The sequence below is a fragment of the Streptomyces sp. NPDC029216 genome (assembly GCF_040648015.1).
Taxonomy (GTDB): Bacteria; Actinomycetota; Actinomycetes; order Streptomycetales; family Streptomycetaceae; genus Streptomyces.
Genome location: NZ_JBEZWL010000014.1, coordinates 1 through 14699, shown reverse-complemented (window position 1 = coordinate 14699; position 14699 = coordinate 1). Strand labels below are relative to the sequence as shown.

13 protein-coding genes are annotated in these 14699 nt (G+C 68.9%); 11 read left to right on the top strand and 2 right to left on the bottom strand.

Features of this window, described 5'->3' with window-relative positions:
- The first annotated feature begins 63 nt into the window (after nucleotides 1–63).
- A complete protein-coding gene (locus AB0F18_RS08270) occupies nucleotides 64–1461 on the top strand; it encodes a hypothetical protein (protein ID WP_362056263.1) in 1398 nt (465 codons plus the stop codon).
- A gap of 64 nt (nucleotides 1462–1525) precedes the next feature.
- Entirely contained in the window at nucleotides 1526–2503 is a 978-nt protein-coding gene (locus AB0F18_RS08265) for a carbohydrate kinase family protein (RefSeq protein WP_362056261.1), read from the top strand.
- 85 nt (nucleotides 2504–2588) lie between these two features.
- Here the strand turns inward: AB0F18_RS08265 and AB0F18_RS08260 are convergent, their stop codons facing one another.
- Nucleotides 2589–3971 (bottom strand): aminotransferase class V-fold PLP-dependent enzyme, encoded by a 1383-nt coding sequence (locus AB0F18_RS08260; RefSeq protein ID WP_362056259.1) that lies wholly within the window; start codon nucleotides 3969–3971, stop codon nucleotides 2589–2591.
- Nucleotides 3972–4319: 348 nt separating this feature from the next.
- Here AB0F18_RS08260 and coxB point away from each other — a divergent pair, with 348 nt between their 5' ends.
- The 4 genes from coxB to AB0F18_RS08240 all read left to right on the top strand — a co-directional run bounded on the left by coxB (nucleotide 4320) and on the right by AB0F18_RS08240 (nucleotide 8779).
- Nucleotides 4320–5297 (top strand): cytochrome c oxidase subunit II, encoded by a 978-nt coding sequence (coxB, locus tag AB0F18_RS08255; RefSeq protein ID WP_362056257.1) that lies wholly within the window; start codon nucleotides 4320–4322, stop codon nucleotides 5295–5297.
- Nucleotides 5294–7021, top strand: a complete 1728-nt coding sequence (gene ctaD / locus AB0F18_RS08250) for a cytochrome c oxidase subunit I (RefSeq protein ID WP_362056255.1) — start codon at nucleotides 5294–5296, stop codon at nucleotides 7019–7021. The genes coxB and ctaD overlap by 4 nt, the downstream gene beginning before the upstream one ends.
- On the top strand, nucleotides 7018–7416 hold the full coding sequence (locus AB0F18_RS08245) for a cytochrome c oxidase subunit 4 (protein ID WP_042813651.1): 399 nt from the start codon (nucleotides 7018–7020) through the stop codon (nucleotides 7414–7416). The genes ctaD and AB0F18_RS08245 overlap by 4 nt, the downstream gene beginning before the upstream one ends.
- Nucleotides 7417–7531: 115 nt before the next feature.
- A complete protein-coding gene (locus AB0F18_RS08240) occupies nucleotides 7532–8779 on the top strand; it encodes an Ig-like domain-containing protein (RefSeq protein WP_362056253.1) in 1248 nt (415 codons plus the stop codon).
- Nucleotides 8780–8856: 77 nt separating this feature from the next.
- Here AB0F18_RS08240 and AB0F18_RS08235 read toward each other — a convergent pair whose 3' ends face one another.
- Complete coding sequence (locus tag AB0F18_RS08235; RefSeq protein ID WP_358897528.1) at nucleotides 8857–9261, bottom strand: hypothetical protein; 405 nt, start codon at nucleotides 9259–9261, stop codon at nucleotides 8857–8859.
- 200 nt (nucleotides 9262–9461) lie between these two features.
- Between AB0F18_RS08235 and AB0F18_RS08230 the strand changes: the two genes are divergently transcribed.
- From AB0F18_RS08230 to trpD, 5 genes are all read left to right on the top strand, one after another.
- Entirely contained in the window at nucleotides 9462–10082 is a 621-nt protein-coding gene (locus tag AB0F18_RS08230) for a heme-copper oxidase subunit III (RefSeq protein WP_362056251.1), read from the top strand.
- A gap of 75 nt (nucleotides 10083–10157) precedes the next feature.
- The gene (locus AB0F18_RS08225) at nucleotides 10158–10967 is read left to right on the top strand and encodes a c-type cytochrome (RefSeq protein WP_362056249.1); all 810 of its coding nucleotides are present in this window, start codon (nucleotides 10158–10160) and stop codon (nucleotides 10965–10967) included.
- Nucleotides 10964–12022, top strand: a complete 1059-nt coding sequence (locus tag AB0F18_RS08220; protein ID WP_362056247.1) for a Rieske 2Fe-2S domain-containing protein — start codon at nucleotides 10964–10966, stop codon at nucleotides 12020–12022. Before AB0F18_RS08225 ends, AB0F18_RS08220 begins: the two co-directional genes overlap by 4 nt.
- A complete protein-coding gene (locus AB0F18_RS08215; RefSeq protein ID WP_362056245.1) occupies nucleotides 12019–13644 on the top strand; it encodes a cytochrome bc complex cytochrome b subunit in 1626 nt (541 codons plus the stop codon). The genes AB0F18_RS08220 and AB0F18_RS08215 overlap by 4 nt, the downstream gene beginning before the upstream one ends.
- A 179-nt stretch (nucleotides 13645–13823) precedes the next feature.
- A partial coding sequence (trpD, locus tag AB0F18_RS08210; protein WP_362056243.1) for an anthranilate phosphoribosyltransferase occupies nucleotides 13824–14699 on the top strand: 876 nt, incomplete at its 3' end.

Below are 14699 nucleotides of genomic sequence, written 5' to 3'. Positions count from 1 at the left end.
GCAGAGCGCAAGCGCGCACTGACGAAGACGTCTTCGTCCCGGTGGGCGGGGTCCATCACCCGTGTGTCCGAAGACCAGTACCAGCTCTCCCTGCGATGCCTGTTCGACGAACGTGCGTTTCTACGCCGGGCCGTCGCGAAGATCCGAGCACGTCTGGCGGCGCCCTGCGGTCGGCGTGCAGGCGGCGTCCTCGGCTATGCGAGCGGGGATGAGCGTGCACAGAAGCAGCGCCGGTTGCAGATCCTCACCACCCGCCTCACCGAGGTGGAGTCGCGGATCGAGGCCGGTCATCCGTCGATCGTCGTTGGCGGCCGAAGGCTCGCGAAGGGTCGACACCACCTCGCCGCCGCTGGGATCACCGAAGCCGCGTGGCGCGAGCGATGGGACGCGCGGCGCATGTTCCTGACCGCCGACGGCGAGTCCGGGGCGCCGTACGGGAACTACACGATCACCGTGGACCCGGCCACCGGCACGGTTGCCTTCGTTCTGCCCGCACCTTTTCGACATCTGGCGAACGCGCCGCGCGGCCGCTACCGGCTCGCCTGCTCCGTCTCCTTCAGCCATCGCCGGGACGAATGGCTGGACCGCGCCATCGCCGACCAGGCGGTGCGCTACGACATCGTGTTCGACCCGGAACGTGACCGCTGGTACCTCGATGCCTCCTGGGCTACGCCGAAGACGGCGCTGCCGACCCCTGCCGAACTGGCCGCCGCAGGAATCCGGCTGCTGGCAGTGGACCTCAACGCCGGGCACCTCGCCGGCTGCGTCGTGGACGTGCACGGTAACCCGGTCGGCCGGCCGATGACAGTGCCCACTGATCTGACGGGCCCCGCATCCCAGAGCGACGGTCGGCTGCGGGCTGCCATCACGGAACTGATCGGCCTCGCCAAGACACACGGCTGTGGCGGTCTGGCGATCGAAAACCTGGGCTTTTCCGAGGCCCGTGACGTTGGCCGGGAAACCATGGGGCGCGGCAAACGCGGCAAGGACTTCCGCCGCACGGTCACCGGCCTCCCGACGGCGAAGTTTCGTGAGCGGCTACGCGGCATGGCCCACCATGCCGGTCTCGTCGTCGTTGCGGTCGATCCCGCCTACACCTCCCGCTGGGGAGCCCAGCACTGGAAGGAGCCGCTCCAGCGACAATCGAAGACGACGCTCGTCACCGGCCACCACGCGGCCGCTGTGGCGATCGGCAGGCGCGCCCTCGGACACGGGGCACGGCGTCGGCCAGGTGTGACCGCACACGACCAGAGGATCGTGACGCGGAGAGCTACCGGCCAGGCCGTCCCCCAGCCGAGGGCACGCGGGGGCACGAGCCCGCCGAGGACCGCAGGCACACCCCGACCAGGGGGCCAAGACCTGCCGGGACCGAAGCGACCAGCCCGTACTGTTCCCCGTCTCCCAAGACCGTACGGGGAGACCACCGGCCAGCCCGGTGCACAGCGATCCGGCCGATGGTGACCGGCATCGAAAGGAACGGTAGCTTTGGATGTCACCCGCCGTCATCCGCAGGAGCATCCACGCCGTGCGCATCGCAGTCACCGGCTCCATCGCCACCGACCACCTCATGACCTTCCCGGGCCGCTTCGCCGACCAGTTCGTCGCCGACCAGCTCCACACGGTCTCCCTCTCCTTCCTCGTCGACAACCTCGACGTGCGGCGGGGCGGCGTCGGCCCGAACATCTGCTTCGGCATGGGCCAGCTCGGCAGCCGCCCGATCCTGGTCGGCGCGGCCGGCTCGGACTTCGACGAGTACCGCGCCTGGCTGGACCGGCACGGGGTGGACACGGCCTCCGTGCGGATCTCCGAGGTGCTGCACACCGCGCGCTTCGTCTGCACCACGGACGCCGACCACAACCAGATCGGCTCCTTCTACACGGGCGCGATGAGCGAGGCCCGCCAGATCGAGCTGAAGGCCGTCGCCGACCGCGTCGGCGGACTGGACCTGGTCCTCATCGGCGCCGACGACCCCGAGGCGATGCTCCGCCACACGGAGGAGTGCCGCACCCGCGGGATCCCCTTCGCGGCGGACTTCTCGCAGCAGATCGCCCGCATGGACGGCGAGAACATCCGCACCCTGATGGAGGGCGCGACCTTCCTCTTCTCGAACGAGTACGAGAAGGGCCTCATCGAGACGAAGTCCGGCTGGACGGACGAGGAGATCCTCGCCAAGGTCGGCACCCGGGTCACCACCCTGGGTGCGCAGGGCGTGCGCATCGAGCGGGTCGGCGAGGAGCCGATCCTGGTCGGCTGCCCGGAGGAGACGGCGAAGGTCGACCCGACGGGTGTCGGCGACGCGTTCCGGGCCGGGTTCCTGACCGGGCTCGGCTGGGGCGTGGGCCTTGAGCGGGCGGCGCAGCTCGGCTGCATGCTGGCCACGCTGGTCATCGAGACCCTGGGCACCCAGGAGTACACGCTGGCGCGTGCGCACTTCATGGAGCGCTTCACCAAGGCCTACGGCGAAACCGCCGCCGCCGAGGTCCGCGCCCACCTGGAGGCGTAGTTCCCCGGGGCAAGCCCAGGCCCTCCCCCAGCTACCGCTGGGGGAGGGCCTGGGGGCGGAGCCCCCAGGCGCAGCGGAACCGGCGTCAGACGGCCCGGCGGACGCCGTAGGCCACCGCGTCCCCGCGCGGGGTTTCGCCCAGGTACACGTGCCCCCGCATCGCGCACCACGCCGGAATGTCCAGCCGCGCCACCTCGTCGTCCGACAGGACCGTCACCGTCCCGCCCACCGGCACCGTCCCGATGGCCCGGGCCAGCTCGATCACCGGCTGCGGGCAGCGGAGCCCGAGGGCGTCGACCTCGACCGAGTCGCCCACCGGCGGGCCGGAAGCGGCCGGCTCCACGACGCCCAGCTCCTCCCGCACCCCCGCCACCGCCCTCGGCAGCACCTCCAGGAAGCCGTTGACCTCCTCCGCCGTCGTGCCCCGCGGGAGCGAGACCCGTACGTTTCCCTCCGACAGCACCCCCATCGCCCGCAGCACGTGACTCGGGGTCAGCGTGGAGCTCGTGCACGAGGAGCCCGAGGAGACCGAGTAGCCCGAGCGGTCCAGTTCGTGGAGCAGCGTCTCGCCGTCGACGTACAGGCAGGAGAACGTGACCACGTGCGGCAGGCGCCGGTCCGCGTGGCCGACCACCTCCACGTCCGGCACCAGCCGGGCCACCCGCCGCCGGATCCGGTCCACCAGCACCCGCAGCCGTGCCGCCTCCGCGTCCGCCTCGGCCCGCACGGCCCGCAGCGAGGCCGCCGCCGCCACGATGGCCGGGAGGTTCGCGAAGCCGGGGGAGCGGCCCGACTCCCTTTCGTCGGCGGGGCCTTGGGGGGCGAAGCGGACCCCCTTGCGGACTGCCAGCAGGCCGACCCCGGGCGGGCCGCCCCACTTGTGCGCGCTGGCCGCCAGTACCGACCAGCCGCCCTCCACCGGGCCCCAGCCCAGCGACTGCGCCGCGTCCACGAGCAGCGGGACCCCCGCCGCCGCGCAGACCTCGGCCACCTCCGCCACCGGCTGGACCGTGCCCACCTCGTGGTTGGCCGACTGGAGGCACGCCAGAGCCGTGGTCGGGCCGACCGCGGCCGCGTACCCCTCCGGGGCCGCCATGCCGAGCCGGTCCACCGGAACCTCCGTCACCGTGCCGCCGGCCGCCGCGTGCGTCTCCGCGGCGTGCAGGACGGAGCTGTGCTCGACCGCCGATACGACCAGACGGCCGCCGACCCGCCGGCGCCCGGCGAGGGCCCCCGCGACGCCCGCGTGAACCGCGTGCGTCCCCGAAGGAGTGAACACGAGCTCGTCGGCGCGACATCCCACGGCCTCGGCCGCGGCCTCCCGGGCCGCGTCCAGCAGCAGCCGGGCCCGCCGCCCCTCCCGGTACAGCCGGGCGGGATCCGCCCAGCCCTCGTCCAGTGCGGCCTGCAGCGCCTGCCGGGCCACGGGGTGCAGCGGGGCGGCGGACGCGGTGTCGAAGTACGGCATCCGGCCACCGTAAGGCAGGGGCGGCGGGGGAAGGGGTGTTGAGGGGGCGGGGGCGCGGGCCGGCCGCCGGGTGGGCGGACCCCGCCCAGGTCGCGGCGGGTTCAGGGGCCGTCAGATGCCTTCCGGAGCCCGCCGTTCAGGGCCGTACGGGCCGTCCCCCGTACGGCGGATCCATCCCTTCGGGGGCAGTAGCGGCGCGTTGGGCACCCTCCCCGCGCGGCCTCAAATAGCGTCCAGTAGGGTTTGGTCCGCATAAACATCCAAACCCCTGCCTGCGTCAGGGCCGGCGACCGACCCGAACACGGCCGCGGCCGGCCGCGCGGGCCGAGACTCTCGGGAAGGCGCTACGTGAGTCCCTACGGCTCCGACCGCTCGCCGCGGCGCCCGATGCGGCGGAAGCTGCTGCAGGCGCTGACTGCGGGCGTGGTCCTGGCGACCGCCACTGGTTGCTCGTACACCTGGAAAGACTTCCCCCGCCTCGGAATGCCCACCCCGGTCACGGAGGAGGCGCCTCGCATCCTCTCCCTGTGGCAGGGATCCTGGGCGGCCGCTCTCATCACGGGCATCCTGGTGTGGGGCCTGATCATGTGGAGCGTCATCTTCCACCGGCGTAGCCGGACGAAGATCGAGGTCCCCGCGCAGACCCGGTACAACATGCCCATCGAGGCGCTGTACACCGTGGTCCCGCTCATCATCGTCTCGGTGCTCTTCTACTTCACCGCGCGTGATGAGTCGAAGCTGCTCACCCTCTCCAAGACGACGCCGGCTCACACCATCAATGTGATCGGCTTCCAGTGGAGCTGGGGCTTCAACTACGTCGAGAACGTCGACGGTGACGGCGCGACCCCGAAGGCGGGTGCGGTTCCGAAGGAGCTCGCCTCCCTCCCGGACCGCTTCACCAAGCAGTTCCCGGCGGGCGCCGAGGGCGTCTACGACAAGGGTGTCCCCGGCGACCGGAACGCGGACACGAACAACCCGGGGCCGACCCTCTACCTGCCCAAGGGCGAGAAGGTCCGCTTCATCCTGTCGTCGAACGACGTCATCCACTCCTTCTGGGTGGTGCCCTTCCTGTTCAAGCAGGACGTCATCCCCGGTCACACCAATGTCTTCGAGGTCACCCCGACCCAGGAAGGCACCTTCGTGGGCAAGTGTGCCGAGCTCTGCGGTGTCGACCACTCCCGCATGCTCTTCAACGTGAAGGTCGTCTCCCCCGCGGAGTACAAGGCCCACCTGAAGCAGCTGGCGGAGAAGGGTCAGACCGGCTTCCTGCCGGCCGGCATCAAGCAGACTGACCCCGCCCGGAATGCGGAAGTGAACAAACTGTGAGCATCCTCAACGAATCCCAGGGTGCCGCCGCCGACTCGTATGAAAACGAGCTGCCGGTGCGGCGCAAGCAGCCGGGCAACGTGGTCGTCAAGTGGCTCACCACCACCGACCACAAGACCATCGGCACGATGTACCTGGTCACCTCGTTCGTGTTCTTCCTGATCGGCGGTCTCCTGGCGCTCTTCATGCGCGCCGAGCTGGCCCGTCCGGGCACGCAGATCATGTCGAACGAGCAGTTCAACCAGGCGTTCACCATGCATGGCACGATCATGCTGCTGATGTTCGCGACCCCGCTGTTCGCCGGCTTCGCCAACTGGATCATGCCGCTGCAGATCGGCGCGCCCGACGTGGCGTTCCCGCGGCTGAACATGTTCGCGTACTGGCTGTACCTCTTCGGTTCGACCATCGCGGTGGCCGGCTTCGTCACCCCCTCGGGTGCCGCCGACTTCGGCTGGTTCGCCTACTCCCCGCTGTCGGACGCCGTCCGTTCGCCGGGCATCGGCGCCGACATGTGGATCATGGGTCTGGCCTTCTCCGGCTTCGGTACGATCCTCGGCTCGGTCAACTTCATCACCACGATCATCTGCATGCGCGCCCCGGGCATGACGATGTTCCGCATGCCGATCTTCACCTGGAACGTGCTGCTGACCGGTGTCCTGGTCCTGCTCGCCTTCCCGGTGCTGGCCGCCGCGCTCTTCGCGCTGGAGGCCGACCGGAAGTTCGGTGCACACGTCTTCGACGCGGCCAACGGCGGCGCCTTGCTGTGGCAACACCTCTTCTGGTTCTTCGGACACCCAGAGGTGTACATCATCGCCCTGCCGTTCTTCGGAATCGTCTCCGAGATCATCCCGGTCTTCTCGCGCAAGCCGATGTTCGGTTACATCGGCCTGATCGCCGCGACGATCGCGATCGCCGGCCTCTCGGTGACGGTGTGGGCGCACCACATGTACGTCACCGGCGGTGTGCTCCTGCCGTTCTTCTCCTTCATGACCTTCCTGATCGCGGTCCCGACCGGTGTGAAGTTCTTCAACTGGATCGGCACCATGTGGAAGGGCTCGCTGTCCTTCGAGACCCCGATGCTCTGGACGATCGGCTTCCTGGTCACCTTCACCTTCGGTGGTCTGACCGGCGTCATCCTGGCCTCGCCCCCGATGGACTTCCACGTCTCCGACTCGTACTTCGTCGTCGCGCACTTCCACTACGTCGTCTTCGGCACCGTGGTGTTCGCGATGTTCGCCGGCTTCCACTTCTGGTGGCCGAAGTTCACGGGCAAGATGCTGGACGAGCGCCTCGGCAAGATCACCTTCTGGACGCTGTTCATCGGCTTCCACGGCACCTTCCTGGTGCAGCACTGGCTGGGCGCCGAGGGCATGCCGCGACGTTACGCGGACTACCTCGCGGCCGACGGCTTCACCACGCTGAACACGATCTCGACGATCAGCTCCTTCGTGCTCGGCCTGTCCTTCCTGCCGTTCATGTACAACGTCTGGAAGACCGCCAAGTACGGCAAGAAGATCGAGGTCGACGACCCGTGGGGCTACGGCCGTTCGCTGGAGTGGGCGACCTCCTGCCCGCCGCCGCGGCACAACTTCCTCACCCTGCCGCGCATCCGCAGTGAATCGCCGGCGTTCGACCTGCACCACCCGGAGATCGCGGCCCTCGACCACCTCGAGGACCACGCCCCGGCGAAGGCCGTCACCGGTGGCAAGGAGGCCGGCAAGTGAAGATCCAGGGCAAGATGTTCCTCTGGCTCTCCGTCTTCATCCTGATCATGACCGTCGTCTACGGCGTCTGGTCGAAGGAGCCGGTCGGAACCACCGCTCTCGCGCTGGCCTTCGGCCTGAGCGCCATGATCGGCTACTACCTGGCCTTCACGGCCCGGCGCGTGGACGAGATGGCCCAGGACAACCTGGAGGCCGACGTCGCCGACGAGGCGGGCGAGCTGGGGTTCTTCTCCCCGCACAGCTGGCAGCCGCTCTCGCTGGGCATCGGTGGCGCGCTCGCGTTCATGGGTGTCATCTTCGGCTGGTGGCTCATGTACTTCTCGGCCCCGATCATCCTGATCGGCCTGTGGGGCTGGGTGTACGAGTACTACCGCGGTGAGAACCAGAACCAGTAGGCGGTAGCGGAACGAGCAGTACAGAGGGGCCCGGACACCTTTCGGAGGAGTCCGGGCCCCTCGTTTGCAGTCACCCCGCGCGACGTAATAGTCATATGTTCATAGCGTTGAGCGCATGAACCACTCACCGCGTCTTTGGACGGTACTCAGCTGCTCCCTGCTGGTCGCGTCCCTCGGTGCCGGCGCCACCGCATGCGGGGGGTCCGCAGACAACCCGCTGTCAGCCCGCCCGTATGACGCGGGGGACCGGATCGCCTTCAACCAGCCGCCCGCCGGCCGCGCCGCCGACCCCGACAAGCCCCTCGAAGTCACCGCCAAGGGCGCGGAGTCCCGTATCACCGACGTGACGGCCGTGGACACCCACGGACGCCGCCTGGCGGGCGAGCTCTCCGCCAAGGGCGACCGCTGGCACAGCACCACTCCCATGGCCGCGGGCGTCCACTACACCGTCACCGTGAGCACGGAGGACCAGCAGGGCGCCCCGGGACAGCGCACGCTGGCCTTCGACACCACCCCGGCCAAGAAGGTCCTCAAGGTCGAATTCGGCCCGGACGAGGGCAAATACGGGGTCGGACAGCCCATCACGGCCGAACTCAGCGAACCCGTCAAGGACAAGGCCGCCCGCGCCCTCGTCGAACGGGGCCTGGTCGTCGACACGCCGGCCCCCGTCGAGGGCGCCTGGCACTGGGTGGACGACAAGAACCTGCACTTCCGCCCCAAGGACTACTGGCCCGCCCACTCCTGGGTCTCCGTACGGAGCAACCTGGAGGGCGTCAAGATCGAGGACGACCTCCACGGCGCCGCGTCCAAGCCCCTCAAGCTGGAGATCGGCGACCGCGTCGAGGTCACCACCGACGCCGCCGCGCACACCCTCACGTTCGAGCGCAACGGAGAAGTGATCAACACCATTCCGGTGACCACCGGAAAGCCCGGCTTCTCCACCCGCAACGGGGTCAAGGTGGTACTGGGCAAGCAGTACTTCGTCCAGATGCGCGGGGACACCGTCGGCATCGGCGGCAGCGAGTACTACAACCTGCCCGTCTACTACGCCACCCGGGTGACGTGGAGCGGCGAGTACGTGCACGCCGCGCCCTGGTCGGTCGGCTCCCAGGGCTACGAGAACGTCAGCCACGGCTGCACCGGCATGAGCACCGCCAACGCCGCCTGGTTCTACGAGAACATCACCGAAGGCGACGTCGTGAAGGTGATCAACAGCATCGGCGAGGAGATGGACACCTTCGGCAACGGCTTCGGCGACTGGAACATGGACTGGAAGGACTGGCGCGAGGGCAGCTACCTCCTCAAGGGCACCCAGGAGGGCCGCAGCGCCATCGACCAGGCCCGCCTGCGCCCCACCGTCTGAGGGGCCCTCGCAGGTCCCGTACGGCCACGAGGGCCCGCGGACGGCCGCACAGCCGCCCGCGGGCCCTCGTCCGCGCCTCAGGCGGCGTTGGGGGCCAGACGGGAGCGCAGGAGGCCCGCCAGGGCCTCGGGGAACTCCACCGGGTCCACCGGAAGGGTGACGGCCGCGTCCGCGCGGCTCCAGGTGGCCAGCCAGGCGTCCTGGGGGCGCCCCATCAGCAACAGCACCGGGGGACACCGGAAGATCTCGTCCTTGATCTGCCGGCACACACCCATGCCCCCGGCGGGGACCGCCTCGCCGTCCAGCACGCACACGTCGATGCCGCCGGCGTCCAACTCCTTGAGGACCGCTGGAAGAGTGGCGCACTCCAGGAACTCCACCGGCGGCAGGTCCGCCGCCGGCCTGCGCCCGGCGGCCAGCCGCACCTGCTCCCGGGTGCCCGCGTCGTCGCTGTAGACCAGAACCCGCGCAGTCGCCCGCATTTCGTTCCTCCACGTGTCCGTGAATCACGCTGATGATGCGCGGGATGCTACTCCTCCCGCCCCGGTGTCAACATCGGTTCCGCACGCCTCGTACGGGAGGTCGCCCGGGGGTGATCTGATGGGCCGTTCGGGCCTTGCACACCCCCCTGACACTCCGAACGGCACCCCCCGGGGTGAGGGCGGGATAAGCGACCGACATAATGTCGGTCGTGGCGACAGCAACGACAGTAGATACCGGGCACGCGCACCCGACGGTCAACCGGCCGAACCTCGTCAGCGTCGGAACCATCATCTGGTTGAGTTCCGAGCTGATGTTCTTCGCGGCCCTCTTCGCGATGTACTTCACCCTGCGATCCGTGATGGGCGCCGAGCACTGGGCAGAACAGGCCGAGGCCTTGAACCTGCCCTTCTCGGCGACGAACACCACGATCCTGGTGCTTTCCTCCCTCACCTGTCAGCTCGGCGTGTTCGCCGCCGAGCGCGGTGACGTGAAGAAGCTCCGGACGTGGTTCATCATCACGTTCGTCATGGGTGCGATCTTCATTGGCGGCCAGGTGTTCGAGTACACCGAGCTGGTCAAGCACGAGGGCCTGAGCCTCTCGTCCGACCCGTACGGCACGGTGTTCTACCTGACCACCGGCTTCCACGGTCTGCACGTGACGGGCGGTCTCATCGCCTTCCTGCTGGTCCTCGGCCGGACGTACGCGGCCAAGAGGTTCACCCACGAACAGGCCACGTCGGCCATCGTCGTGTCCTACTACTGGCACTTCGTCGATGTCGTCTGGATCGGCCTCTTCGCCACGATCTACCTGATCAAGTAGCGAAACGTCGCCGGGCCCCGCCCGGCGCACCATCCAGAAACACCGACGCAGAAGATCCTGACACCGGGGTAATCCGTGAAAAAGCTCTCCGCACGACGACGCCATCCGCTGGCGGCGGTCGTCGTTCTACTCTTCGCGCTGGCGGTCACTGGGGGGCTGTACGCCGCCTTCGCGCCCGCGGGCAAGGCGCAGGCCGATGAAACCGCCCAGTCCCTCGCCATCGAGGAGGGCAAGAAGCTCTACGCCGTGGGCTGCGCAAGCTGCCACGGAACCGGCGGTCAGGGTTCCACTGACGGCCCCAGCCTGGTCGGCGTCGGCTCCGCGGCCGTCGACTTCCAGGTGAGCACGGGCCGCATGCCCGCCCAGCAGCCCGGCGCCCAGGTGCCGAAGAAGCGGAACATCTATTCCCAGGCCCAGATCGACCAGCTCGCGGCGTACATCGCCTCCCTCGGCGCCGGCCCGATCACGCCGGCCGAGAAGCAGTACGACCCGGCCGGTGCCGACATCGCCGCCGGTGGCGAGCTGTTCCGCAACAACTGCGCGCAGTGCCACAACTTCACCGGCGAGGGCGGCGCGCTGACGAACGGCAAGTACGCCCCCAACCTGGAGGGCGTCGAGCCGAAGCACATCTACGAGGCCATGCTCACCGGCCCGCAGAACATGCCCTCCTTCCCCGACAGCACGATGCCGGAGAAGCAGAAGAAGGACATCATCGCGTACCTCCAGAACGTGAACGGCGAGAAGTCGGTCAGCCCTGGCGGCCTGAAGCTCGGTGGCCTCGGCCCCGTCTCCGAGGGTCTGTTCGGCTGGATCTTCGGTCTGGGTGCGCTGATCGCTGTCGCCGTCTGGGTCGCGGCCCACACCGCTAAGGCCAAGAAGTCATGAGTAGCCAAGACATTCCCGAAGACAAGCACCTGCCGAGCGAGCAGGGCGACGCGCACCACGGTGCCGTAGCGGTCGCGGACGACCCGTTCGCCGACCCCGGCCTCCCGGTCCACAAGCCGCGCATCCAGGACATCGACGAGCGGGCCGCCCGGCGGTCCGAGCGCACGGTCGCGATGCTGTTCACGCTGTCGATGCTGGCCACCGTCGGCTTCATCGCCTCGTACGTCTCCATCCCCGTCGAGAAGATCATCTACGTCTTCCCGATCGGGAAGGTGAGCGCGCTGAACTTCGCCCTGGGTCTGACCCTGGGCGTGGCCCTCTTCTGCATCGGCGCGGGCGCGGTCCACTGGGCCCGCACCCTGATGTCCGACGTGGAGGTCGCCGACGACCGCCACGAGATCGCGGCGCCGGCGGACGTCAAGGCCAAGGTCATGCAGGACTTCGCCGACGGTGCGAACGAGTCCGGCATCGCCCGCCGCCCGCTGATCCGCAACACCATGCTCGGCGCGCTGGCCCTGGTGCCGCTCTCCGGCGTGGTCCTGCTCCGCGACCTGGGCACGCTGCCCGAGGACAAGCTGCGCAAGACCATGTGGACCAAGGGCAAGCTGATCATCAACCAGAACACCATGGAGCCGCTGCGCCCCGAGGACGTTCTGGTCGGTTCGCTGACCTTCGCCATGCCCGAGGGCCTGGAGGAGGACCAGCACGACTTCCAGAACCAGATCGCCAAGGCCGCCCTGATGCTCGTCCGGATCAAGCCGGAGGACATCAAGGACAAGCAGGAGCTGGAGTGGTCCCACGAGGGCATCGTGGCCTACTCGAAGATCTGCACCCACGTCGGCTGCCCGATCAGCCTGTACGAGCAGCAGACGCACCACGTGCTCTGCCCGTGCCACCAGTCCACCTTCGACCTCTCCGACGGCGCCCGTGTCATCTTCGGCCCGGCCGGTCACGCGCTTCCGCAGCTGCGGATCGGCGTGAATGACGAAGGCTTCCTCGAAGCGCTCGGCGACTTCGAAGAGCCCGTCGGTCCTGCATTCTGGGAGCGCGGATGAGCACTGCCACCACCACCGAGCGCAAAGCGCCGCGCGGTGAGCGCGTAGCCGACTGGGCGGACGGCCGCCTGGGGATCTACAGCCTCGCCAAGGCGAACATGCGCAAGATCTTCCCGGACCACTGGTCCTTCATGCTGGGCGAGATCTGCCTCTACAGCTTCATCATCATCATCCTCACGGGTGTGTACCTGACGCTGTTCTTCCACCCGAGCATGAACGAGGTCGTGTACCACGGCTCGTACGTGCCGATGCAGGGCGTCCAGATGTCCGAGGCCTTCGCCTCGACGCTGGACATCAGCTTCGACGTCCGCGGCGGTCTGCTCATCCGGCAGATCCACCACTGGTCGGCGCTGATCTTCGTCGCCGCGATGGTCGTGCACATGATGCGCGTCTTCTTCACCGGCGCGTTCCGCAAGCCGCGCGAGGTCAACTGGCTCTTCGGCTTCCTGCTGCTGGTCCTCGGCATGTTCACCGGCTTCACCGGTTACTCCCTGCCGGACGACCTGCTCTCGGGCACCGGTGTCCGCTTCATGGAGGGCGCGATCCTGTCCGTGCCGATCGTCGGCACGTACCTGTCGTTCTTCCTCTTCGGCGGCGAGTTCCCCGGCGGCGACTTCGTGGCCCGGTTCTACTCGATCCACATCCTGCTGCTGCCCGGCATCATGATGGGCCTGCTGGTGGCCCACCTGATCCTGGTCTTCTACCACAAGCACACCCAGTTCGCGGGTCCCGGCAAGACGAACGACAACGTCGTCGGCATGCCGCTGCTGCCGGTCTACATGGCCAAGGCCGGAGGCTTCTTCTTCCTGGTCTTCGGTGTCATCTCGGCCATCGCGGCGCTCGCCTCGATCAACCCGATCTGGGCGCTCGGCCCGTACCGTCCGGACCACGTGTCCACCGGTGCGCAGCCCGACTGGTACATGGGTATGCCGGAAGGCCTGATCCGTGCCATGCCCGGCTGGGAGATCAACCTGTGGGGCCACACGCTCGTCCTGGGCGTGTTCATCCCGCTGCTGCTCTTCCCGCTGGTCCTCGGCGCGATCGCCGTCTGGCCGTTCATCGAGTCCTGGGTCACCGGCGACAAGCGCGAGCACCACATCCTGGACCGCCCGCGCAACGTCCCGACCCGTACGGCCTTCGGTGTCGCCTGGATCGCGGAGTACATCGTGCTCCTCATCGGCGGCGGCAACGACATGTTCGCCCAGTACTTCCACCTGTCGATCAACGCGATCACCTGGTTCGTCCGGATCGGCTTCTTCGCCGTCCCGGTCCTGGCCTTCATCGCCACCAAGCGGATCTGCCTCGGCCTCCAGCGCCGGGACCACGACAAGGTGCTGCACGGTCGCGAGACCGGCATCATCAAGCGTCTGCCGCACGGTGAGTTCGTCGAGGTCCACGAGCCGCTCCCGCAGGGCAAGCTGCACACGCTCACCGCGCACGAGCAGTACAAGCCGGTCGAGATCGGCCCGACGGTCGACGAGAACGGCGTCGAGCGCAAGGTGACGCGCGGCGAGAAGCTGCGCGCGAAGCTCAGCAAGGGCTTCTACGCGGAGGGCAACCAGATTCCGAAGCCCACCGCCGAGGAGTACAAGGAGATCCAGTCGGGCCACGGCCACCACTGATCTCCGGCACGACCGCTTGAGGGACCGACGCTGGTCGGTCCTGGTGTCGCCACGGCATGAGCCCCCGTCCAGGGTCTGGACGGGGGCTCATTGCCGTCTCCGGGGCTGGATAGGCTGAGATCCTTCCCATTCGACGTGGGCCCCGACATCGGAAACCCGACGAGCAGCAGGAGCTGACCATGAACGTTGCGACCCCGGCAGGCGGCGACAGCGTGGCGGCCCGCGGCTGGCCGGGCATCCTGGAGGCCCTGCTCAGCGGCCGGGACCTCGCCAGCGAGGACACCGCCTGGGCGATGGAGCGGATCATGCGCGGCGAGGCCACCGACGCGCAGATCGCGGGCTTCGCGGTGGCCCTGCGGGCCAAGGGCGAGACCGTGGAGGAGTACACCGGGCTGGTCCGGACGATGTACGCCCACGCCAACCTGATCGAGGTGCCCGGGCGGACCGTGGACATCGTCGGCACCGGCGGCGACGGCGCCAAGACGGTCAACATCTCGACCATGTCCGCCATCGTCGCGGCCGGCGCGGGTGCGAAGATCGTCAAGCACGGCAACCGGGCCGCGTCCTCCGCCAGCGGCTCCTCCGACGTCCTGGAGAAGCTCGGGGTCAACCTGAAGCTGACCCCGGAGCGGGTGGTGCAGGTCGCGGAGGAGGCCGGGATCACCTTCTGCTCCGCGGTGGTCTTCCACCCGGCCCTGCGGTACGCGGCCTCGGCCCGCCGGGACCTCGGGGTCCGCACCGCGTTCAACGGCCTCGGCCCGCTCACCAACCCCGCCCGGGTCAAGGCCCAGGCGGTCGGCGTGGCGGACGGCCGGCTGGCGCCGATCATGGCCGGGGTGCTCGCCGAGCGGAACACCTCCGCCCTGGTCTTCCGCGGTGACGACGGCCTGGACGAGCTGACCACCACCGGGACCTCCCGGGTGTGGTGGGTACGCGACGGCAAGATCACCGAGCACGGCTTCGACCCGCGGGACGTGGGCATCGCCACCGTCGACATCTCCGCCCTGCGCGGCGGCGACCCCTCGTACAACGCCGACGTGGCCCGCCGCCTGCTG

What these genes read in the sequence shown, in the direction of transcription:
- AB0F18_RS08240 (WP_362056253.1), top strand. Translation starts at nt 7,532, where the DNA reads ATGAACCACTCACCGCGTCTTTGGACGGTACTCAGCTGCTCCCTGCTG.
- AB0F18_RS08220 (WP_362056247.1), top strand. Translation starts at nt 10,964, where the DNA reads ATGAGTAGCCAAGACATTCCCGAAGACAAGCACCTGCCGAGCGAGCAG.
- AB0F18_RS08260 (WP_362056259.1), bottom strand. Translation starts at nt 3,971, where the DNA reads ATGCCGTACTTCGACACCGCGTCCGCCGCCCCGCTGCACCCCGTGGCC.
- AB0F18_RS08215 (WP_362056245.1), top strand. Translation starts at nt 12,019, where the DNA reads ATGAGCACTGCCACCACCACCGAGCGCAAAGCGCCGCGCGGTGAGCGC.
- AB0F18_RS08230 (WP_362056251.1), top strand. Translation starts at nt 9,462, where the DNA reads ATGTCGGTCGTGGCGACAGCAACGACAGTAGATACCGGGCACGCGCAC.
- AB0F18_RS08235 (WP_358897528.1), bottom strand. Translation starts at nt 9,261, where the DNA reads ATGCGGGCGACTGCGCGGGTTCTGGTCTACAGCGACGACGCGGGCACC.